The sequence below is a fragment of the Dietzia sp. NPDC055340 genome (assembly GCF_053645335.1).
This window is the reverse complement of record NZ_JBSHML010000016.1, coordinates 53276-75684: the sequence shown is the minus strand read 5'-3', so window position 1 is coordinate 75684 and position 22409 is coordinate 53276. Positions and strand designations below refer to the sequence as shown.

Annotated in this window: 22 protein-coding genes; all 22 read left to right on the top strand. The window is 69.8% G+C overall.

What is annotated here, in order from left to right:
- The first annotated feature begins 170 nt into the window (after positions 1-170).
- The 22 genes from mihF to tpiA all read left to right on the top strand — a co-directional run bounded on the left by mihF (position 171) and on the right by tpiA (position 22314).
- Positions 171-494: an integration host factor, actinobacterial type gene (mihF, locus tag ACWIFB_RS12835; RefSeq protein ID WP_182633042.1), complete on the top strand. Its 324-nt coding sequence runs from the start codon at positions 171-173 to the stop codon at positions 492-494.
- Between the two features lie 7 nt (positions 495-501).
- Positions 502-1101 carry a guanylate kinase gene (gmk, locus tag ACWIFB_RS12830; protein WP_230928880.1) on the top strand — a complete coding sequence of 200 codons (600 nt, stop codon included), beginning with the start codon at positions 502-504 and terminating at the stop codon, positions 1099-1101.
- Between the two features lie 90 nt (positions 1102-1191).
- Positions 1192-1476, top strand: a complete 285-nt coding sequence (gene rpoZ, locus ACWIFB_RS12825) for a DNA-directed RNA polymerase subunit omega (protein WP_061228655.1) — start codon at positions 1192-1194, stop codon at positions 1474-1476.
- A 26-nt stretch (positions 1477-1502) separates the two neighbouring features.
- Positions 1503-2717: a bifunctional phosphopantothenoylcysteine decarboxylase/phosphopantothenate--cysteine ligase CoaBC gene (gene coaBC, locus ACWIFB_RS12820; protein ID WP_454058436.1), complete on the top strand. Its 1215-nt coding sequence runs from the start codon at positions 1503-1505 to the stop codon at positions 2715-2717.
- A gap of 96 nt (positions 2718-2813) precedes the next feature.
- Positions 2814-4028: a methionine adenosyltransferase gene (metK, locus tag ACWIFB_RS12815; RefSeq protein WP_454058435.1), complete on the top strand. Its 1215-nt coding sequence runs from the start codon at positions 2814-2816 to the stop codon at positions 4026-4028.
- A 43-nt stretch (positions 4029-4071) separates the two neighbouring features.
- A complete protein-coding gene (locus ACWIFB_RS12810; protein WP_454058434.1) occupies positions 4072-6117 on the top strand; it encodes a primosomal protein N' in 2046 nt (681 codons plus the stop codon).
- 85 nt (positions 6118-6202) lie between these two features.
- Positions 6203-6757 (top strand): peptide deformylase, encoded by a 555-nt coding sequence (def, locus tag ACWIFB_RS12805; protein WP_452098912.1) that lies wholly within the window; start codon positions 6203-6205, stop codon positions 6755-6757.
- 2 nt (positions 6758-6759) lie between these two features.
- On the top strand, positions 6760-7713 hold the full coding sequence (fmt, locus tag ACWIFB_RS12800) for a methionyl-tRNA formyltransferase (RefSeq protein WP_452098911.1): 954 nt from the start codon (positions 6760-6762) through the stop codon (positions 7711-7713).
- Positions 7710-9233 (top strand): RsmB/NOP family class I SAM-dependent RNA methyltransferase, encoded by a 1524-nt coding sequence (locus tag ACWIFB_RS12795; protein WP_452098910.1) that lies wholly within the window; start codon positions 7710-7712, stop codon positions 9231-9233. The genes fmt and ACWIFB_RS12795 overlap by 4 nt, the downstream gene beginning before the upstream one ends.
- A gap of 100 nt (positions 9234-9333) precedes the next feature.
- Positions 9334-10002, top strand: coding sequence for a ribulose-phosphate 3-epimerase (gene rpe, locus ACWIFB_RS12790; protein WP_452098909.1), 669 nt, complete (start codon positions 9334-9336; stop codon positions 10000-10002).
- A gap of 2 nt (positions 10003-10004) precedes the next feature.
- Positions 10005-11084, top strand: coding sequence for a bifunctional diaminohydroxyphosphoribosylaminopyrimidine deaminase/5-amino-6-(5-phosphoribosylamino)uracil reductase RibD (gene ribD / locus ACWIFB_RS12785; RefSeq protein WP_454058433.1), 1080 nt, complete (start codon positions 10005-10007; stop codon positions 11082-11084).
- Positions 11084-11707 carry a riboflavin synthase gene (locus tag ACWIFB_RS12780; protein ID WP_452098906.1) on the top strand — a complete coding sequence of 208 codons (624 nt, stop codon included), beginning with the start codon at positions 11084-11086 and terminating at the stop codon, positions 11705-11707. Before ribD ends, ACWIFB_RS12780 begins: the two co-directional genes overlap by 1 nt.
- A gap of 75 nt (positions 11708-11782) precedes the next feature.
- A complete protein-coding gene (locus ACWIFB_RS12775; RefSeq protein WP_454058432.1) occupies positions 11783-13057 on the top strand; it encodes a bifunctional 3,4-dihydroxy-2-butanone-4-phosphate synthase/GTP cyclohydrolase II in 1275 nt (424 codons plus the stop codon).
- A complete protein-coding gene (gene ribH, locus ACWIFB_RS12770) occupies positions 13054-13530 on the top strand; it encodes a 6,7-dimethyl-8-ribityllumazine synthase (RefSeq protein ID WP_452098904.1) in 477 nt (158 codons plus the stop codon). Before ACWIFB_RS12775 ends, ribH begins: the two co-directional genes overlap by 4 nt.
- A complete protein-coding gene (locus ACWIFB_RS12765; RefSeq protein WP_454058431.1) occupies positions 13527-14039 on the top strand; it encodes a PH domain-containing protein in 513 nt (170 codons plus the stop codon). Before ribH ends, ACWIFB_RS12765 begins: the two co-directional genes overlap by 4 nt.
- A gap of 6 nt (positions 14040-14045) precedes the next feature.
- Positions 14046-16127, top strand: coding sequence for an excinuclease ABC subunit UvrC (gene uvrC, locus ACWIFB_RS12760; protein ID WP_454058430.1), 2082 nt, complete (start codon positions 14046-14048; stop codon positions 16125-16127).
- Positions 16117-17004, top strand: a complete 888-nt coding sequence (gene rapZ, locus ACWIFB_RS12755) for an RNase adapter RapZ (protein ID WP_230928893.1) — start codon at positions 16117-16119, stop codon at positions 17002-17004. Before uvrC ends, rapZ begins: the two co-directional genes overlap by 11 nt.
- Positions 17005-17011: 7 nt before the next feature.
- On the top strand, positions 17012-18001 hold the full coding sequence (locus ACWIFB_RS12750; RefSeq protein WP_344991231.1) for a gluconeogenesis factor YvcK family protein: 990 nt from the start codon (positions 17012-17014) through the stop codon (positions 17999-18001).
- A gap of 23 nt (positions 18002-18024) precedes the next feature.
- Positions 18025-19008, top strand: a complete 984-nt coding sequence (gene whiA, locus ACWIFB_RS12745; RefSeq protein ID WP_344991432.1) for a DNA-binding protein WhiA — start codon at positions 18025-18027, stop codon at positions 19006-19008.
- Between the two features lie 119 nt (positions 19009-19127).
- Entirely contained in the window at positions 19128-20144 is a 1017-nt protein-coding gene (gene gap, locus ACWIFB_RS12740; RefSeq protein ID WP_344991234.1) for a type I glyceraldehyde-3-phosphate dehydrogenase, read from the top strand.
- Positions 20145-20283: 139 nt separating this feature from the next.
- Positions 20284-21501, top strand: coding sequence for a phosphoglycerate kinase (locus ACWIFB_RS12735; RefSeq protein ID WP_454058429.1), 1218 nt, complete (start codon positions 20284-20286; stop codon positions 21499-21501).
- Positions 21502-21528: 27 nt separating this feature from the next.
- Positions 21529-22314, top strand: a complete 786-nt coding sequence (gene tpiA, locus ACWIFB_RS12730; protein WP_454058428.1) for a triose-phosphate isomerase — start codon at positions 21529-21531, stop codon at positions 22312-22314.
- Positions 22315-22409: the final 95 nt, after the last annotated feature.

Below are 22409 nucleotides of genomic sequence, written 5' to 3'. Positions count from 1 at the left end.
GTCAGGGAGGCGGTACCGCCCGGGTACGGTGAGCACGAGGGAGCGCCCGCTTCCGGAACGATCCGCAGCCCGCGGACGCGCCGGGGACGGTCACCGCACACCAGACGCTGGTGTCCTACCTTGGACATCCGCGTGAGTCATGAGACACACACGAACGAGACGGAGGAATTGTGGCCCTTCCCCAGTTGACCGATGAGCAGCGCGCTGCTGCTCTGGAGAAGGCGGCTGCGGCCCGTCGTGCCCGGGCTGAGCTCAAGGAGCGCCTGAAGCGCGGCGGCACCGACCTCAAGCAGGTGCTCAAGGACGCTGAGACCGATGAGATCCTCGGCAAGATGAAGGTCTCGGCGCTGCTCGAGGCTCTGCCCAAGGTCGGCAAGGTCAAGGCTCAGGAGATCATGACCGAGCTGGAGATCGCGCCCACGCGTCGCCTGCGTGGTCTCGGTGACCGCCAGCGCCGCGCGCTGCTCGAGCGGTTCGACTTCACGGTCGACTGATCGACGCATGAACACACCGTCGCCCGGGGCGAACAACCCGGAGACGACGGCGATGAGGGGCCGGCTGATCGTCTTGGCCGGCCCCTCCGCTGTCGGCAAGTCAACCGTTGTAGCCCGCCTTCGCGAGCGCGTCTCGGATCTCTACTTCAGCGTCTCGATGACCACCCGGGCCCCGCGCCCCGGTGAGGTCCACGGGCACGACTACTTCTTCGTGTCGACGGACGAGTTCCGGGACGCCGTTGCCGAGGGCCGCATGCTGGAGTGGGCGGAGATCCATCGAGGACTCCAGTTGTCCGGCACCCCCGCCGAACCGGTCCACGAGGCACTGGAGGCGGGACGGCCGGTTCTCATCGAGGTCGACCTCGAAGGCGTCCGCCAGATCCGCGAGTCGATCCCGGAGGGGCGAACGGTCTTCCTGGCCCCGCCGTCCTGGGAGGAACTCGAGCAGCGGCTTCGCGGTCGCGGCACGGAGCCGAACGAGGTCGTGGCGCGCCGCCTCGAGACCGCGAAGGTCGAAATGGACGCTCGCGGCGAGTTCGACGAGGTCGTCGTCAACGACGAACTCGAGACCGCAGTCGATCAATTGGTATCATTGCTGGTCGGCTAGTGCCGTCGCCCGGGCACCACGTCAGTGTGGCCCGGGCCACGGCCGAAACTTCCCGCATCACCCAGGCTTGTACCCAGAGGAGAACCCATAGTGGCCACCACCGAAGCCGCAGCGGCCACCCCGCTGTACGACACCCCGATCGGCATCACCAACCCCCCGATCGATGAGCTTCTCGAGCGGGCGTCCTCCAAGTACGCACTCGTGATCTTCGCCGCGAAGCGCGCTCGGCAGATCAACTCGTACTACAACCAGATCGAAGAGGGGATCCTCGAGTACGTCGGACCGCTCGTCGATCCCGGTCTCCACGAGAAGCCCCTGACCATCGCCCTGCGCGAACTCCACTCCGACCTTCTCGACTGCGCCGAGGGCGAGTGACCCCCGAGGGGGACGACAGACGCGCGATGCGTGTCGTCGTCGGCGTCGGAGGCGGGATCGCCGCCTATAAGTCCTGTGGCCTCATCAGGCTCCTCACCGAGTCCGGTTGCCACGTCGACGTCGTCCCCACAGAGGCGGCCCTGAACTTCGTCGGGGCCGCCACCTTCGAGGCACTGTCCGGGAACCCGGTGTCCACCGGTGTGTTCTCGGATGTTCCCTCCGTCCGGCACGTCGCCCTGGGGCAGAAGGCCGATCTGGTCGTCATCGCCCCTGCGACGGCGGACCTGATGGCCCGTGCGGCGTCCGGCCGCGCTGATGATCTGCTCACCTCCACCTTGTTGACCGCGAGGTGCCCGGTGTTGCTCGCTCCGGCGATGCACACCGAGATGTGGGAGCACCCGGCGACGCAGCGGAACGTCGAGACCCTGCGCGGAGACGGACTCCACGTGATGCCCCCGGCCCGCGGCCGACTCACGGGAGCGGATACCGGCGCGGGGCGGCTGCCCGAGCCGGCCGACATCGCCCGACTGGCGCGGTTGCTTCTCGACGGCGGTTCGCTTCCCTGGGACCTGGCCGGAAAACACATCGTCGTCACCTCCGGCGGGACGCGTGAGGAGATCGACCCGGTTCGATTCCTCGGCAATCGCAGTTCCGGAAAACAGGGACATGCGCTGGCGGCACTCGCGGTCGCCCGGGGCGCCGAGGTGACACTGGTGACCTCCGCGGACCTCCCGACACCGCCCGCGGTCACCGAGGTGCGGATCGAATCGGCCCGCGAGCTCCGCGAAGAGACGCTGCGCGCGGCAGCCACGGCCGACGTCGTGATCAAGGCGGCCGCTGTGGCCGATTTCCGGCCCAGTCACGTGTCGGAATCGAAATTGAAGAAGGGGACCGGCGCGGAACCGGCCGAGATCCGACTCGAGCGCAACCCCGATATCCTCGCTGATCTCGTCGCCGCGCGCGGCCGCGGCGAGGTGCCCACCTCGTGTCTGCTCGTCGGTTTCGCCGCGGAGACCGGTGACGCGTCCGGGTCCGTCCTCGAGCACGGTCGGGCGAAACTGGCGCGAAAGGGGTGCGACCTCCTCGTCGTCAACGAGGTCGGTCGGAACACCACATTCGGCAGAGACCACAACGGGGGTTGGATTCTCGATTCCGACGGCGGGGAGATACTCGTCGACCGCGCGAGCAAGGACGTCCTCGCCGGGCGCATCCTCGACGCGGTGGTGGAACGGTCCCGCTGACGGACCGCGCGCAGTGACGTGGGACGCACCGACTAGTCTGTTCTCACGCGGTCGGCGACGACCGCACGCGATCCGACGATGGAAGAGAGAATCACTGTGACGCAGGCACGTCGGCTGTTCACCAGCGAGTCCGTGACCGAGGGGCACCCGGACAAGATCTGTGACGCGATCTCAGACGCGATTCTGGACGCGATGCTGGAGCAGGATCCGGCGGCCCGGGTGGCCGTGGAGACGATGGTCACCACCGGCCAGGTCCATGTGGCCGGCGAGGTCAAGACCACCGGGTACGTCGAGATCCCCCAGCTGATTCGCGACAAGATCGTCGAGATCGGCTACGACTCGTCCGACAAGGGTTTCGACGGCATCTCCTGTGGTGTCTCGATCTCGATCGGACAACAGTCGCCCGAGATCGCGATGGGAGTGGATACCTCACACGAGGCCCGCACCTCGGTGGAGTCCGTCGAGGACGAGATCGCGCGTCAGGGCGCCGGTGACCAGGGTCTGATGTTCGGTTACGCCTGCTCGGATACCCCTGAGCTGATGCCGCTGCCGATCGCGCTCGCGCATCGACTGTCGCGCCGCCTGACGGAGGTTCGCAAGAGCAGCACTCTGGCCTACCTGCGTCCGGACGGCAAGACCCAGGTCACCGTCGAGTATGACGGCGACAAGGCGGTCCGGCTCGACACGATCGTGATCTCGACCCAACATGCGGACGGGATCGATCTGGAGACCACGCTTCGCGACGACCTGACCGAGCATGTGATCAAGCCCGTACTGGCAGAGGAAGCCGCCCTGGCGATCGACCAGAGCGATTACCGGCTCCTGGTGAACCCGACCGGCCGGTTCGTCCTGGGCGGGCCGATGGGTGACGCCGGCCTGACCGGCCGCAAGATCATCGTCGACACCTACGGCGGAATGGCCCGCCACGGGGGCGGCGCGTTCTCGGGCAAGGATCCGTCCAAGGTGGACCGGTCGGCTGCGTACGCCATGCGTTGGGTCGCCAAGAACATCGTCGCCGCCGAGCTGGCCGAGCGTGTCGAGGTACAGGTCGCGTACGCGATCGGCAAGGCCGCTCCGGTCGGCCTGTTCGTCGAGGCGTTCGGGACCGAGAAGGTCTCCCTGGACACGCTCCAGCAGGCCGTGTCCGAGGTGTTCGATCTCCGTCCGGGTGCGATCATCCGGGATCTGGACCTCAAGCGGCCGATCTACGCACCCACGGCTGCCTACGGGCACTTCGGCCGTACCGATATCGACCTCCCCTGGGAGCGGACCGATCGTGTCGACGAGCTGCGTAAGGCCGCAGGACTCTGACTCGACCTCTCGTCTGTCGTAACGGGATGCGAGGATCCCGTACGTGACGACCACACGGCCAGCGACCCGGGCCCCGGCGGCTGACGCCCCGGTGGCCCGGGTCCTGCCTCTGCTCGGGGTGCCGCATCTGGACCGCGAGTTCGACTATCTGGTGCCCGAGTCCCTGACGGGGCAGGCCCTGCCGGGCACGCGTGTAAGGGTTCGCTTCGCCGGTCGGTTGGTCGATGGATTCGTCATCGCGCGGTCGGAGGAGTCGGAGCATCGGGGCGAGTTGGCGTGGTTGGAGCGCGTCGTCTCGCCGGAGGCTGTGCTCACGCCCGCGTTGTTCGGGTTGGTGGAGGCGGTCGCGCGCCGGTGGATGGGCATGCGTTCGGATGTCATCCGGTTGGCGGTCCCTCCTCGACACGCCGCCGCGGAGAAGTCCGTGCCGGAGCCCCTCGAGCCGCTCGGGGTGACCACGGGCCCGGTCGAGCTCCCCGAAGGCTGGGACGACCACCCGATGGTCACCAGATTCCTCGAAGCCGCCACCGCCGGGATCCCCGCGCGAGCGGTATGGACGGCCCCGCCCGGCCGGGATTGGGCCACGGCTCTGGCGTCACTGGCGGACTCGGTCAGACGCAGGGGCCTGCAGGTTCTGCTGATCGTTCCGGACCAGCGGGATGTCGACCGTCTCACGGAGGCGTGTCGGGCGGCCGTGGGGGGAGGAGCGGCCGGCCGGGATCTCGTCGCGGACCTGTCCGCGGGTGTCGGCCCTTCCGCGCGCTACCGGCGCTGGCTGAGGGCGACCCGGGGGCATGCGCGAATCGTCGTGGGCACCCGGAGCGCGGTGTTCGCCCCGCTTCCGGAACTCGGTCTGATCGTCCTGCACGATGACGGCGACGATTCCTTCGTCGAACCGCGGGCGCCGTATCCGCATACGCGTGAGGTGGCGGTTCAGCGTTCACTTCTCGACGAGACCCCGCTCATGTTCAGTTCTGTCGACCGGACGCCGGAGGTCGCGGAGTACGTCCGGTCGGGCTGGGCCCACGAGGTACGTCCGCGGACGGGTCTCATCAGGGAACTCGCTCCGCGCGTCACCGCGGTGACCGATGCCGATCCGATCCAGGCGAGGGACGTGGCCGGGGGTCGCACCAGGTTGCCGGCCGTCGCGCTCACCATGGCGCGGGAGGCGATCGACGTGGATGCGCCGGTGCTGGTCCAGGTTCCGCGTAAGGGATACATTCCCACCCTGCTGTGCGGTTCATGTCGTGCGCCCGCGCGGTGCCGACGGTGCAACGGCCCCGTCAGGGCCGGCCGCATGGACGAGGTCTACGGGCCGGTGGATCTCGCGTGTGGTTGGTGTGGCGCACCGGAGACCGGATTCCGGTGCGTCGCGTGCGGGTCCAGGGCACTTCGTGCCGGCGTGGTCGGCGCCGGAAGGACCGCCGAGGAACTCGGACGGATGTTTCCGGGGGTGAGGGTGCGGACGAGCAGGGGAGGAGAGACCCTCGATTCCGTCCCCGCCGCCCCTGCGATCATCGTGTCGACCCCGGGGGCTGAACCGGTCGCCGAGGGTGGGTACGGGGCCGCGCTACTACTCGACTCGTGGGCCCTGCTCGGCAGGCCTGACCTGCGTGCGGTCCAGAAGGCACTGAGGCTCTGGATCGGCGCGGCGGGCCTGGTCCGCCCCGCCGAGGAAGGTGGCCGGGTCTTTCTGTCGGCGGATTCCGAATCGCCGGTGTCGCAGGCGCTGGTGAGATGGGCTCCGCAGGCCTGGGCGGAGCGTGAGCTGGCGGACCGGGCCGAGGTGGGGTTCCCGCCGGCGGTGCACATGATCGCCGTCGACGGCCCGGCCACCGCGCTTTCCGAGTTCCTCGATGGCTTCCGGCTCATCGATCGTGTCGAGGTACTGGGCCCGGTGGACCTCCCTGAGGGTGAGGAGCTTCCGGGTCAGGAGCAGATCGAGGATCCGGAACGACTACTGCTACGGATCCCTCCCGCCGACCTCCCCGTGGTCGTCACGGAGGTGCGGGCGTTCGTGGTCGGTCGATCCGGCAGGCGCAGTTCAGAGCCGGTCCGTGTGCGGCTGGACCCGGTCCACATCGGTTGACCGTACCGGCGCTCGTTCGGTCGGCGGGATTACCCCTAGAATGGACCGTCACCACCACCAGTGCTCGCGAGGAGACCAGATACGCATGCCCGTCCTTCCCGTCCGGCTCTTCGGCGACCCGGTACTCCGGACTCCGACCGACCCGGTCACGTCCTTCGATGACAGGTTGGAACGGGCGGTGACGGACCTGATGGACACCGTCCGCCACGAGGACGGCGCCGGGCTGGCGGCCCCACAGATCGGGTTGTCCATCCGGGTGTTCGTCTACAGCTGTGGAGGCCGGGAAGGACATCTCGTCAACCCGGAGTGGGAGCCGATCGGTGACGACAGGACCCACGTGAACGAGGGGTGCCTGTCGATCCCCGGGGTGTCCGAGCCGACGGAGCGATTCGCCCGCGTGCGAGCGCGAGGCCGGGACCTCCATGGCCGGCCGGTGAGCTTCGAGGCCGACGGCATCCTCGCGAGGGCCGTCCAACACGAGACCGATCACCTCGACGGGATCCTGTTCCTCCAGCGCCTCGCTCCCGAGCAGAGGAGGTCGGCCATGGCACAGATCCGCTCGTCCTCCTGGTTCGGCAGTGCCGGGATCAGCGCGGGCGTTGTCCATGATCAACTGTCCGAGACGACGGGGGCGAGATAATCATGCGGCTCGTCTTTGCCGGGACGCCGGAGGTGGCGGTCCCCTCGCTCAGGGCGCTGTTGGACAGCGATGCACACGAAGTGGTGGCGGTTGTTTCCCGGCCGGACGCCAGGACTGGGCGGGGACGGGGTCTTTCCCGCAGCCCCGTCGCTGCGGCGGCGGATGCCGCGGGCATCGAGGTCCTGACACCTCCCAGTGCCCGCGACCCCGAGTTCGGTGAGCGTCTCCGAGAACTGGCTCCGGATGCGGCACCTGTGGTCGCCTACGGCCACCTCGTGCCCCGGCCGGTGCTCGAGATCCCCACGCATGGGTGGATCAACCTCCATTTCTCCCTACTGCCGGCCTGGCGGGGCGCTGCCCCCGTGAACGCCGCGATCGCGGCCGGGGATGAGGTCACCGGTGCCACGACCTTCCGACTCGACGAGGGCATGGACACCGGGCCGGTGCTGGGGACCATGACCGAGACCATCCGGCCGCGCGACACGGCGGGGGAGCTCCTGGGCCGATTGGCCGATGCGGGCTCCGGGTTGTTGTTGGCCACCCTCGACGGAATCGAGGCCGGGCGGTTGCGCGCCGAGCCGCAACCGCAGGACGGCGTGTCCTACGCGGGGAAGATCACCGTCGCTGACGCCCGCGTGCGGTGGACGGATCCGGCCATCGCGGTGGATCGTCATATCCGCTCCGTGACCCCGGCTCCGGGCGCGTGGACGACCATGGGGGGTGAGCGCGTCAAGATCGGGGTCGCGCGCCCGGCCGATCAGACCGAGATCGAGGCCCTGGGGCTCGAATCCTCGCTCGCACCGGGACGTATCCGGTGGGGCAAGCGAGCGTTCCTCGTGGGGACAGCGTCGGCCCCGATTCTCATCGAGAAGGTGCAGCCTCCGGGTAAAAAGATGATGGACGCGCTGGACTGGGCGCGCGGTGCACGGCTCGAGTCCGGGACGGTGTTCGAATGAGCGCCGACGATTCACGCGGCCGGGGACAGTCGCCTCGGGGCCGCGGCAAGGGCTCAGGACAGCGTCCACGCGGCGGCGCCGGTGGTCAGGGAACTCGACGGGACAGCGCGCACGGTCGGCGGGGGCCGCAGGGTCCGGGCCAGAACAAGCGTCCGCAGCCGCAGGCGCCCCGCCCCGACGCCCGGGCGGTCGCGCTGGCGGTCATGACCGCCGTGCGGGAACGCTCCGCGTACGCGAACCTCGCCCTCCCGGCCGAACTGCGCCGGGCCCGGCTGGACGCGAGGGACTCCGCCCTCGCGACGGAGCTCACCTACGGAACCCTGCGTGCGCAGGGCCTACTCGACCGCATCATCGCACTCGCGGCGTCACGTTCCGTCGACGAGATCGACCCTCCCGTGTTGGACCTGGTCCGGCTCGGTGCGTACCAGCTGCTGTTCACCCGAATCGGTGCCCACGCGGCGGTCGACACCACCGTGGAAGCCGCGCGGACCGAAGGTCTGGGCCGCGCGGGCGGATTCGTCAACGCGGTTCTGCGCAAGATCGCGGCGCGCACGACCGAGGAGTGGATCGACGCCCTCCGGGAGGCGGTGGCGGATCCGATCGCCCGGATGGCGATCGGCACGGCGCACCCGGAGTGGATCGCCCGGGCCTTCGCCGAGTCACTCGGTTCCGCGGCAGGCGAGCTTCCCGAACTGTTGGCGGCGGACGACGCGAGGCCCAGGGTTCATCTGGCCGCGCGCCCGGGTGCGATCACCGGCGAGGAACTGGCACTGGTGACAGGCGGACGGGAAGGGCGGCTGTCTCCGTACGCCGTGCACCTGGATTCCGGGGATCCGGGATCCCTCGACGCCGTCCGCGAGGGCATGGCCGCGGTACAGGACGAGGGGAGCCAGCTCGTCGCGCTGGCCGCTGCCGGGCTGCCGGTCCTCGGCGAGGACGGCGGGCGTTGGCTGGACCTGTGCGCGGGCCCGGGCGGTAAAGCCGTCCTACTCGGGGCGCTGGCGGAGATCGAAGGCGCCTCACTCACCGCGGTGGAGGTGTCCGAGCACCGTGCCGCTCTGGTGCGTGAGGCGACCAAGGATCTCCCGGTCACGGTGCACACCGCCGACGGTCGGAAACCGGGGCTCGAGCCGGGCTTCGATCGCGTGCTCCTGGACGCACCGTGTTCGGGACTGGGGGCCCTGCGTCGTCGTCCCGAGGCGCGCTGGCGCAAGACCGCGGCGGACGTTCCCGAGCTCGTGTCGCTGCAGCGCGCGCTCCTCGACTCGGCGTTGGATCTGGTCCGGCCGGGCGGGGTGGTGCTGTACGCCACGTGTTCGCCGCACCTGTCGGAGACGGTGTCGGTGGTCCGCGAGGCGGGGCGGCGGGCGGACGTGGAGACGCTCGACGTGCAGGAGGTGCTGGCCGGGATCTGCGTGGAGCCGATCGATGGTCTCGGTACCGGGCCGTGGGCCCAGCTCTGGCCTCACCGGCACGGGACGGACGCGATGTTCATGGCCGCGCTGCGCCGCGTCGGCTGATCAGGGGCGTTCGGCTGAGCGACAGCACGGAACGCCCCTGTCGGGCACGGGCCGCGGGCGAGAATCGAAGCAGCCGTACGCGAGGCCTAGACTGGACGGCATGTCGTACCAGCCGCTCATCGCGCCGTCGATCCTGTCCGCCGACTTCGCCCGTCTCGACCGCGAGATCGAGCGGATCCCGTCCGCCGACTGGATCCACGTCGACGTGATGGACGGCCACTTCGTCCCCAATCTCTCCTTCGGCGCGCCGGTCGCCAAGGCGGTCGGCGCGGTCACGGACAAGCCGATGGACTGCCACCTCATGATCGAGGACCCTGCCCGCTGGGTCGGCGATTACGTGGACGCCGGCGCGTTCAACGTCACCTTCCACGTGGAGGCGACCGACGACCCCGCGGGCGTGGCCGAGCTGCTGCACGCAAAGGACTGCAGGGCGGGGATCTCCCTCAAACCGGACACCCCGGTCGAGCCCTACCTGGAGCTTCTCGACCATGTCGACCTGGTGCTCGTGATGAGCGTCGAGCCCGGCTTCGGCGGCCAGAAGTTCATGCCCGAGATGCTCGACAAGGTCCGCACCCTGCGTGCGGAGATCGATCGTCGTGGGCTCGACGTGCTGATCCAGATCGACGGCGGGATCGACGCCGCCACGATCGGTGAGAGCGCCGCGGCGGGAGTCGACGTCTTCGTCGCCGGGTCGGCCGTCTACGGCGCGCCCGACCCCGACGCGAAGGTCGAGACCCTCCGCGCGGAGGCTCTGGGCGCCCGGGCGTGACCATGGCTGGATCCCCGGGCGCGGGCCGGGAACGCGAGCGGGCGGCACTCGCCGAAGCACTGGCGGTGTCGCGGTCGGCGCTCGGGGTCTCGACGCCCAATCCCCCGGTGGGTGCCGTGGTGCTCGACGCCGCCGGCGCGATCGTCGGACGCGGCGCGACCGAGGCCGCGGGAGGCCGGCACGCCGAGGTCGTGGCACTCGACGAAGCCGGGACCCGGGCTCGGGGCGGGACGTTGGTGGTGACGCTCGAACCCTGCTCGCATCACGGCCGTACCGGCCCCTGCACGACGCGGGCGATCGAGGACGGGATCGCACGGGTGGTGTACGCGGTGCCGGATCCGACGCCTGATGCGGCCGGCGGGGCGGAGACGTTGCGGCGGGCGGGAGTCGAGGCAGTACTCGTCGACGACGACGAGACGGCAGCCGCCCGGTCGGGCCCACTGAAGGCGTGGCTCCACCGGCAGTCCCGGGGCCGGCCGTTCGTGACCTGGAAGTACGCGGCCAGCCTCGACGGTCGAGTGGCCGCGACCGACGGGAGCAGCATGTGGATCACCGGGCCCGAGGCCAGGCGACATGCACATGCCCGACGGCAGGAGATGGACGTCGTCATCGTCGGGTCAGGGACGCTCCGCACCGACGACCCGGCACTGACCGCCCGCCTCGACGACGGCACGTCCGCCCCACGGCAACCACTCCGCGTCGTCATGGGGCTCACGGACGTACCCCGGGATGCCCGGGTGCGCGGCACCGACGGGCGGTTCCGCCACCTGGCGACGCGGGACCCGGGCGCGGCGCTGGACATGCTCGGTGACGTCCAACACGTCCTGATCGAAGGGGGCCCGCACCTGGCCGGGGCGTTCCTCGCGGCCGGGCTGGTCGACGAGGTGGACGCGTACCTGGCGCCCCTCGTCCTCGGCGACGGGCTGTCCGCGGTGGCCGGGGCCGGGGTCACCACCCTCCTCGAGGCGCACCGTTTCACCGTGCTCGAGTACAGGACACTGGGCGTCGACGTGCACCTACGGATGACCACAGATCGACACACCGCGGCATCACCGGCCGCGCAGACGGAAGGACCCCGCTGATGTTCACCGGAATCGTCGAGGAGCTGGGCACGCTCGAATCCGTCGAACGGATGGGGGACTCGGCACGCCTGCGGATCCGGGGCCCGGTCGTGACCTCGGATGCCGGGCACGGCGACTCGATCGCCGTCAACGGTGTCTGCCTCACGGTCACCGGACACACCCCCGGCGAGACCTTCGACGCCGACGTGATGGCGGAGACCCTCGACCGCACCGCTCTCGGGGCGCTCGCCCCCGGCGACAGGGTCAACCTCGAGCGGGCGATGCGCGCCGACGCCCGGTTCGGTGGCCACATCGTGCAGGGGCACGTCGACGGCACCGGCGAGCTGCTCAGCCGGGTCGAGCACGAACACTGGCAGGTCGTCCGCTTCTCGCTGCCGGCCGCGCTCGCGAAGTATGTGGTGGAGAAGGGGTCGATGACGGTCTCGGGGACCTCGCTCACCGTCTCCGCGGTCAGTCACGCCGGCGCTACCGAGCCGTGGTTCGAGGTGTCCCTCATCCCGACGACGCTCGAGGCGACCGTCCTCGGGGCGTTGGCCGCAGGAGACACGGTGAACCTGGAAGTGGACGTGCTCGCCAAGTACGTCGAGAGGCTGCTCGGTGGACGCGGTGGCGGGGCCGGCTGACCTGATGCGCCATACTTGAGCCCGCGCCCGCGGCCGACGCGCGGGACACGATCAGACACAGGAGTACCCGAAGCAGTGACCATCTTCGACGGCATAGATCGCGCCATCGCCGACATCGCGGCGGGGAAGGCCGTGGTCGTCGTGGACAGCGAGGACCGGGAGAACGAGGGCGACCTGATCTTCGCCGCCGAGCTCGCGACCCCGGAGCTCATGGGCTTCCTCGTCCGGTACTCGTCCGGGTACGTGTGCGTGGCGCTCGAGGCCGAGGACTGTCTGCGGCTCGACCTGCCGCCCATGCGCGCCATCAACGAGGATCGTCACGACACGGCCTACACGGTGACCGTCGATGCCCGGACAGGCGTGTCCACCGGTATCTCCGCCTCGGACCGTGCGCGCACTTCACGGCTGCTCGCGTCGGGCGAGACCGTGCCGGGGGACTTCACCCGGCCCGGCCACGTCGTCCCGCTGCGCGCCCGGCCCGGCGGTGTGCTCACCCGCCCGGGCCACACGGAGGCCGCCGTGGACCTGGCCCGGCTCGCCGGGCTGCGCCCGGCCGGCGTGATCTGCGAGCTCGTGTCCGAGGACGATCCCACGACCATGGCCCGCACCCCCGAGCTCCGACGGTTCGCCGATGAGTACGGGCTGGCGATGGTCACTATCGAGGCGCTCCAGGCGTGGCGCCGGGCGCACGAGATCCAGATCGTGCACGAGGCCGCCGCCCGCATCCCGACCCCGTCCGGCACCATGACCGCGCACGGGTACCGCGACGCCCTCGACGGTGTCGAGCACGTGGCGATGGTGGCCGGCGACATCACGGGCGACGAACCGGTGTCCGTGCGGATCCACTCCGAATGTCTCACCGGGGACGTCTTCCACTCACTGCGCTGCGATTGCGGCCCCCAGCTCGACGCCGCGGTGGCCGCGGTCTGCGAGGAGGGCAGGGGGGTGGTGCTCTACATGCGCGGTCACGAGGGCCGGGGTATCGGCCTGGTCCAGAAGCTCCGGGCCTACCAACTGCAGGACGAGGGCCGCGACACGGTCGACGCGAACCTCGATCTCGGTCTGCCGGCCGACGCCCGCGACTTCAGCCTCGCCGCCCAGATGTTGCGTAACCTCGGTGTCAGCCGGGTGCGCCTGATGACCAACAATCCGGTCAAGGCCGACGCGCTCCGCGCCGGCGGCGTGGAGGTCGTCGAGCGGGTTCCGACGCCCACGGCTGTCACCCCGGAGAACTTGCGATACCTGCGCACCAAGCGCGACCGCATGGGGCACCTGCTCGAGGGACTCGACGACGAGCTCGACGAGACCCCGACCGATGCGCCCGGAACCGACGGAGAGGAGCTGCGATGAGCGGCAGCGGTAGGCCTGAGCTGGTGATCCCCGACGCTCAGGGCCTGCGGCTCGGGATCGTCGCCGCGACCTGGCACGACGAGATCTGCACCCAGCTGCTCGATCGGGCACTGGCCGTGGCGGGCTCTGCCGGGGCCGCGGTGACCGTGGCGCGCGTGACCGGCGCGGTGGAGCTGCCGGTGGTGGCCCAGGAGCTCGCCCGGACACATGACGCCGTCGTGGCGCTCGGGGTCGTCATCCGGGGCGAGACCCCGCACTTCGACTATGTCTGCGGGTCCGTGACGGACGGACTCACCCGCATCGCGCTCGACGAGTCCACCCCGGTGGCCCACGGCGTGCTCACGACCGACACCGAACAGCAGGCCCGCGATCGTGATGGTCACGAGGGCGCCGTCGAGGACAAGGGTGGAGAGGCCGTCGCCGCGGCGCTCGGCTCCGCCGTCGTGCTCCGGGACCTCAGGAGCGGACGATGAGCGGACAGTCCATGGGCGGAGACGCCGCGGCCAGCGCGGCCGACACCTGGGAATTCGACCATCGCCCAACGCGTATGCGCCAGATCGTCGTCGGGCTCGCCGTCGTGATCGTCATCGTCCATGTCATCTGGGCAGTCATCCTCGTCCGGGGCGACACCGGCGTGACGGTCGGCGTTCCGGACCAGCTCGCGTTCGTGGTGACCGGGTTCATCTTCGCCGGGGTGCTGCTCACCCTGCTCCGCATCCGTGTCCGTGCCGGTGCTCCCGGCGTGGAGATCACCGGCCCGTTGCGTTCGCGGCTGTGGCCGTGGGAGGACGTCGTCGGGCTCACCTTCCCCCGCTCGAGCTACTGGCCGCGGCTCGAGCTACCGGCCTACGAGCACGTGGGGATCTGGGCGATCCAGACCTTTGACGGCGCTGACGGGGTGACGGCCATGTCCCGCCTCCGCGAGGTCGTCCACGCGCACAAGCCGTCCGCGGCCGACCCCGAGACCGTCGCAGACCGCTGATCCGCAGTGGCCGACCCGCGCAGCTACCGTCCGGCCCCCGGTTCCATCCCCACGGAACCGGGGGTCTACCGGTTCCGTGACGAGCACGGTCGTGTCATCTATGTGGGCAAGGCCAAGAACCTCCGCAGTCGACTCGGTTCGTACTTCGCCGACCTGACGCTGCTGCATCCACGGACCCGGCAGATGGTGACCTCGGCGGCCGGCGTCCAGTGGACCGTCGTCTCAACAGAGGTAGAGGCGCTCCAGCTCGAGTACACCTGGATCAAGAAGTATGACCCGCGGTTCAACGTCCGTTACCGCGACGACAAGACGTACCCGATGCTCGCCGTGACCGTGGGCGAGGAGGTTCCGAGGGCCTTCGTCTACCGCGGCCCGCGCCGTCCCGGCACCCGTTACTTCGGTCCCTACTCCCACGCCTGGGCGATCCGCGACACGCTCGACACCCTGCAGCGGGTCTTCCCGGTGCGGTCGTGTTCGGCGGGGGTGTACAAGCGTCAGGCACAGCTCGGACGGCCCTGCCTGCTCGGGTACATCGACAAGTGTGCGGCCCCCTGCATCGGTCGGGTGACCCCGGACGAGCACCGCGAGATCGTCAACGAACTGATCGATTTCCTGGCCGGCCGGACCGACGCGATCATGCGCCGGATCGAGAAGCAGATGCTCGAAGCCTCCGCGGATCTGGATTTCGAGCGGGCCGCCCGCCTGCGCGACGACCTCGGGGCGATGCGACGTGCGATGGAGAAGCAGGCTGTCGTCCTCGGTGACGGTACGGATGCGGATGTGGTGGGCGTCGAGGCGGACGAGCTCCAGGTCTCGGTTCAGGTGTTCCATGTCCGCGGGGGACGAATCCGTGGCCAGCGCGGCTGGGTCGTCGAACACTCCCATGGTGTCGACGACGAGGGGCATTTCGACGCACAGAAGGCCGTCCCCGGTGTCGTCTCCGACTACCTCGCGCAGTTCTACGGCGGCGAGGCAGATCTCGCCGAGTCCGCCGAGTCCGGTGATATCGCCGCGGCCGTGCCCCGCGAGGTACTCGTTCCGGCGTTGCCCGAGGACTCGGACGAGCTGACCGACTGGTTGTCGGGTCTGCGGGGCTCACGGGTGTCACTGCGGATCCCGCAGCGCGGGGACAAGCGTGCCCTCGCCGAGACGGTCCATCGCAATGCCGTCGAAGCGCTCACCCAGCACAAGCTCCGCCGGAGCGGGGACCTCACGGCCCGCTCCGCCGCGCTGCAGGAGATCCAGGAGACTCTCGAGCTCGATTCCGCGCCGCTACGGATCGAATGTGTGGACATCTCGCACATCCAGGGCACCGACGTGATGGCCTCGCTGGTGGTGTTCGAGGACGGCATGGCGCGGAAGAGCGACTACCGGCTCTACCGGATCCGTGAGGCCGCCGGCGACGGCCGGTCGGACGACGTCGGCAGTATCGCGGAGGTGACCCGGCGACGGTTCCGCCGTCACCACGAGGATCCCGCTCTCACCCCCGACGAGACCGACGGCCCGGTCGACGACGAGTCGGGCCCCGATGCGAAAGCGACCCCGGCGCGGAGGTTCGCCTACCCTCCGCAGCTGTACGTCGTCGACGGCGGGCGGCCGCAGGTCGAAGCCGCGGCCGAGGTGCTGTCAGAACTCGGGGTCAACGACGTACCGGTGATCGGAATCGCCAAGCGCCTCGAGGAGATCTGGCTCCCCGGCGAGGAGTACCCCGTGATCTTCCCCCGACACGGCGAGGGACTGTTCCTGCTGCAGCGACTCCGAGACGAGGCGCACCGCTTCGCGATCCGGGCGCACCGCGGCGCACGATCGAAGCGGATGACCGCCTCCGTGCTCGACGACGTCCCCGGTCTGGGACCCTCACGCCGTGCAGCTCTGACGGAGGCGTTCCCCACCGTCTCGGCGTTGCGGAAGGCCTCGACCGAGCAATTGTGCGCGGTACCCGGGATCGGCCCCGGCGTCGCGGCCGCCATACGCTCGGTGCTCGGCGCCGATGCCCGGGACACGGACACGGCCGCCGCCGGCGTGACAGACTCGACCGCACAGAGCGAGGGTGGGACCGATCAGAACGGCACAGACGATGCGAGGTGACACGATGGTCGACGGCGGGGACAAGCGCGAACTGCTCCTGATCAGCGGGATGTCCGGAGCCGGCAAGGGCACGGCCTCCAAGGTTCTCGAGGAGTTCGGCTGGTACGTGGTGGACAACCTGCCGTTGTCGTTCATGAGCGACTTTCTGGAGCGGATCAGCGAATCCGAGACCGGCCCGCAGCGACTTGCCATGGTGGTCGACACCCGCAGCATCGGTTTCGACGAGCACCTCGACGACCTGCTGGGCCACTTCGACGGTTCCGCGGGCGGCCGCATCCTGTTCCTCGAGGCCTCCGACGAGGCGTTGGTCAGCCGCTTCAACAACGTCCGCCGCTCCCACCCGCTGCAGTCCGGCGGCGGGCTCGTGGACGGGATCGTGCGCGAACGACGGATCCTCGAGGGACTGCGGGGGCGGGCCGACGTCGTCGTCGACACCTCCTCCCTCAGCGTCCACGACCTACGACACCGGCTGGAGACGCCCTTCGGCGACCTCGGGTTCGACTTCCACCTCACCGTCGAGTCCTTCGGCTTCAAATACGGCGTCCCGGTGGACGTCGACATGCTGCTCGACATGCGCTTCCTGCCCAACCCACACTGGATCCCCGAGCTGCAGCCGCACACCGGGCGCGACAAACCGGTGCAGGACTATGTGCTGGCCGACGAGTCGATCGAGGAATACCTGCGATCGGCCGAGACCATGATCCGCCTGGCCATGAAGGGCTACCGGCGCGAGGGCAAGCGGTACATGACGATCGCCGTCGGCTGCACCGGCGGCAAGCACCGGAGCGTCGCGATCTCCGAGTCGCTGGCCGGACGCCTGAGCGCACTGGACGCGGTCGAGGTCCACGTGCGCCACCGCGACCTCGGTCGGGAATGAGTCGGTCATGACCGAAGGCAGCACCTCACGGGTCTCATCGCTGGTCGCTCTGGGCGGGGGACACGGACTGTCCGCCACCCTCCGGGCGGCGCGGCTCGTCGCCGACGACGTGACCGCGGTGGTCACCGTCGCGGATGACGGTGGATCCTCGGGTCGGCTACGACGTGAGCTCGGGATCCTGCCCCCCGGCGACCTGCGGATGGCACTCTGTGCCCTGGCCGGGGAGGACGACGAACACGACCGTCTGACCCGGCTGTTCCAGCACCGGTACGGGGGCACCGGTGCGCTCGCCGGGCACGCCGTCGGCAACCTGGTGTTCGCGGGCCTGTGGGAGCTTCTCGGTGATCCGATAGAGGCTCTCGACGCGGTGCGGTCGATCCTCGGTGTGGACGGCCGCGTCCTGCCGATGTCACCGGTGGCGCTGGACATCGCCGCGGAGGTGGTGGGACTCGAGGCCGATCCGCGCGTCGTGCGGACGATCATCGGACAGGTCGCGGTAGCCACCACGCCGGGGAGTGTGCGACGGGTGCGGCTCATCCCACCCGACCCGCCCGCCGCCGCCGGTGTGGTGGAGGCGATCGACTCCGCCGATCTGGTCGTACTCGGGCCGGGCTCCTGGTTCACCAGCGTGATCCCCAACGTTCTGATCCGGGAGATCGCCGAGGCACTGGCCCGCACGTCCGCGACCAAGGTGCTCGTCCTCAACCTCGCACCGCAGCCGGGGGAGACGGCCGGGTTCTCCGCCGAGCAGCACCTGCACGTCCTGCGTCAGCATGCGCCCGACATCGACTTCGACTCGGTCCTGGTCGACCCGCGGATGCCGCTGAGCGCAACCGAACGTGAGCACCTCGAACGCGCCGCCGCAGGACTGGGGGCCCGGGTCGTGACCGCGGAGATCGCGCGGACCCGGGCGGATGGGACCATGATGGCCGTCCACGACCCGGTCCTGCTGGCCTCCGTGCTGGCCGCCTCGACGTCCGCACCCGCGGGCGAGTGAACACAAGAATGAAGGAGCAGGGAGTGTCGCTGACCGCGCAGGTCAAGTCCGAACTGGTGAGGGTCCCGGTGGGGAGCTCGGAGACCAGGAAGGCGGAGGTCGCCGCAATCCTGAGGTTCGCGGGAACCCTGCAGGTCCTGTCGGGCCGCCTGGTGATCGAATCGGAGGTCGACTCCGGAGACATCGCCGACCGCCTGGCCGCCGAGCTCGACTCCCTTTTCGGCGTCTCCTGCGAGATTCACCCGATCGGGGGATCCGGTGGCAGGGCCGCGCGGAAGTTCGTCATCCGGGTGATCGACCGCGGCGCCGATCTCGCCCGCCAGCTCGGACTGGTCGACGGTGCCGGGCGCGGGGTCCGCGGCCTGCCGGCCGCCGTCGTGGGCGGCCCCGTCACCGCGGCCGAGGCCGCATGGCGGGGCGCGTTCCTCGCTCACGGCTCACTCACCAAACCCGGCCGGTCATCCGCCCTCGAGGTGACGGCGCCGGGTTCCGAGGCGGCGATGGCCCTGGTCGGCGCCGCGCGCCGACTCGGCGTGACGGCCAAGGCCCGCGAGGTCCGCGGGGGCGACCGCGTGGTGATCCGCGACGGCGAGGCGATCGGGATCCTGCTCGCCCGGATGGGAGCCACGACCACCCGGGACGTCTGGGAGGAGCGCCGCTCGCGCGGCGAGGTGCGTGCGACCGCCAACCGGCTCGCCAACTTCGACGACGCGAACCTGCGGCGTTCTGCGCGCGCCGCCGTCGCGGCGGCCGCCCGTGTCCAGCGGGCGTTGGAGATCCTCGGCGAGGACGTCCCGGATCACCTGCTGGCCGCCGGCGAACTCCGGGTTCAGCACCGGCAGTCCTCGCTCGAGGAACTCGGTCAGCTCGCCGACCCGCCGATGACCAAGGATGCCGTCGCGGGCCGGATCCGGCGCCTGTTGTCCATGGCGGACCGCAAGGCATCCGAACTCGGTATCCCGGACACCGAGTCCGTCGTCACCGAGGACATGCTCGACGACGCCTGACCGCCGGTAGGACCCTGCACAGCGCCGGACGGCGGCGGGTAGTCTGGGTCACGTCCCCGGGCTGTACCCGGCCCCGGTGACGTCCAGCGTTCTCGCACCACCAATAAGGAGACATCGAAGTGACCGTGCGCGTAGGCATCAACGGATTCGGACGTATCGGCCGCAACTTCTACCGCGCGGTGGAGGCTCTCAAGGCCGAAGGCAAGACGGACATCGAGATCGTGGCCGTCAACGATCTGACCACGAACGACATGCTCGCTCACCTCCTCAAGTACGACTCGACGCTCGGTCGTCTCGGCAAGGACGTCACCTTCGACGACTCGTCGCTGACCGTTGGTGGTACCAAGATCGGCGCCCTGGCCGTCAAGGAGGGACCCGCCTCCGTGCCGTGGGGCGACTACGGTGTCGACGTCGTCGTCGAGTCGACCGGCATCTTCACCGACGCCGAGAAGGCCCGCGGCCACCTCGAGGGTGGCGCCAAGAAGGTCATCATCTCGGCCCCCGCCTCCGGCGAGGACCTCACCGTGGTCATGGGCGTCAACGACGACCAGTACGACGGCTCGCAGACCATCATCTCCAACGCCTCCTGCACGACGAACTGCCTCGCCCCGGTGGCCAAGGTCCTGTCGGACGAGTTCGGCATCATCAAGGGCCTGATGACCACCGTCCACGCGTACACGGCCGACCAGAACCTGCTGGACGCCCCGCACAAGGACCCCCGTCGTGCCCGCGCCGCCGCACTGAACATGGTGCCCACCTCCACCGGTGCCGCGAAGGCCGTCGCCCTGGTCCTTCCCGAGCTCAAGGGCAAGTTCGACGGCTACGCCGTGCGCGTCCCCCTGCCCACCGGCTCGCTCACCGACCTCACGGTCGAGCTCGAGAAGAAGGCCTCGGTCGACGAGGTCAACGCCGCCGTCAAGGCTGCCGCCGAGGGGCCGATGAAGGGCATCCTCAAGTACACCGAGGACCCGATCGTCTCCTCGGACATCGTCACCGATCCGCACTCGTCGATCTTCGACGCGCCGCTCACCAAGGCTATCGACGGCCAGATCAAGATCGCCTCCTGGTACGACAACGAGTGGGGCTACTCCAACCGCCTCGCCGACCTCATCGGCCTCGTCGGCAAGTCACTCTGACGGGTCGGAAGACCGAGAAGAGCCACGAGCACCACCACCGGGCCCGGCCCCGGGACGTCCACAGCGTTCCGGCCGGGCCCGGTCCGGCATCACCCACCACCCCGACCACCACACAGCACCTCCCGGAGGAGTCCACCCCATGGCAGTGAGCACGCTCAAGGACCTGCTCGAGGCCGGCGTCGAGGGTCGCAAGATCCTCGTCCGCTGCGACCTCAACGTCCCGCTCGACGGCAACACCATCACCGACGCCGGACGCATCACGGCCTCGCTGCCCACACTCAACGCACTGCTGGACGGGGGTGCCGCCCTGGTGATCACCGCTCACCTCGGACGCCCCGGGGGCCAGGCGGATCCCGAGTTCTCGCTGGCGCCGGTCGCCGAGAAGCTCGGAGACGAACTGGGACGGTACGTGCAGCTCGCGGGTGACGTGGTGGGCGCCGACGCCCGCGAGCGTGCGAACGGGCTGACCGACGGAGACGTGCTGCTCGTCGAGAACGTCCGCTTCGACCCCCGCGAAACGAGCAAGGACGAGTCGGAGCGCGCCGCGTTCGCGGCCGAGTTGGCCGAGCTCGTCGGGGAGGACGGGGCGTTCGTCTCCAACGGCTTCGGTGTGGTCCATCGCGCCCAGGCCTCCGTCTACGACGTCGCCAAGCTGCTCCCGGCCTACGCGGGCGATCTGGTCCAGAGCGAGGTCGAGGTCCTGGCCGACCTGACGGGCGATCCGCAGCACCCCTTTGCCGTCGTGCTGGGTGGCTCGAAGGTCTCCGACAAGCTGGCCGTCATCGAAGCACTCGCCCCGAAGGTCGACACGCTCGTCATCGGTGGCGGCATGTGCTTCACCTTCCTCGCGGCGCAGGGCCACGGAGTGGGTTCGTCACTTCTCCAGGACGAGATGGTCGACACCTGCAAGGACCTGCTCGCCAAGTTCGGGGACGTGATCAGCCTGCCCGTGGACGTCGTGGCCGCTGACGGGTTCGCCGCCGACGCGTCGCACGCCACCGTGCCCGCCGACGCGATTCCGGACGGCAAGATGGGCTTGGACATCGGACCCGAGTCGGTCGCCGCCTTCGCGGAGAAGCTCTCCGTCGCCAAGACCGTGTTCTGGAACGGCCCCATGGGCGTATTCGAGTTCGAGGCGTTCTCCGCCGGCACCCGCGGCGTCGCCGAGTCCATCATCGAGGCCACCAGGAATGGCGCGTTCTCGGTCGTCGGCGGGGGCGATTCCGCGGCGGCGGTCCGCACCCTCGGCCTGGGGGAGGAGAACTTCTCCCACATCTCCACCGGTGGCGGCGCCTCGCTGGAGTACCTCGAGGGCAAGGAACTCCCCGGGGTCACCGCGCTCGAGCGCGGCAACTGACACCGACCGTCGACAACAGGAGAGAACATGGCACGCACCCCGCTCATCGCCGGCAACTGGAAGATGAACCTCAATCATCTCGAGGCCATCGCCCTCGTGCAGAAGGTCGCCTTCGCGCTGCCCGAGAAGTACCTCGAGAAGGTGGATGTGGCATTCATCCCGCCCTTCACCGATATCCGCGGCGTCCAGATCGTGATTGAGGGCGACAAACTCGGCTTCGCCTACGGCGCGCAGGACGTGTCGGTCCATGAATCCGGGGCGTACACCGGCGAGGTCTCGGCGGCGATGCTCGCCAAGCTCGGTTGCACCTACGTCGTGGTCGGGCACTCCGAGCGTCGCGACTACCACGCGGAGTCCGATGAGCTCGTCGCCGCCAAGGCCGCGGCCAGCCACAAGCACGGTCTGACGCCGATCGTGTGCGTCGGCGAGAAGCTGGACGTCCGCGAGGCCGGTCAGCACGTCTCGTACGTGGTCGACCAGCTCAAGGGATCGCTCGCGGGCCTCTCCAGGGAGCAGCTCGCCGGCACCGTGATCGCCTATGAGCCGGTCTGGGCCATCGGCACCGGAAAGACCGCCTCGGCTGCGGACGCCCAGGAGGTGTGCGCCGCGATCCGCGCCGCACTGGCCGAGCTCGCGGACAACGAGATCGCTGAGAAGATGCGCGTACTGTACGGGGGCAGTGTCAACGCCTCGAATGTCGGCGAACTGCTCGAGCAGGCGGACGTCGACGGCGGCCTTGTCGGCGGCGCGTCCCTCAAGCCGGATGAGTTCGCGCAGCTCTCGGCGATCGCCGCCGGCGGCCCACTGCCCTGATAGATTCTCCCCGGCGCGTCCGGCCCTCGGGCCCGGGCGCGCCGGGATTCGCCATGAACATCCGACCGGGTAGTCTGGAGCGGTCGCTATCCGAC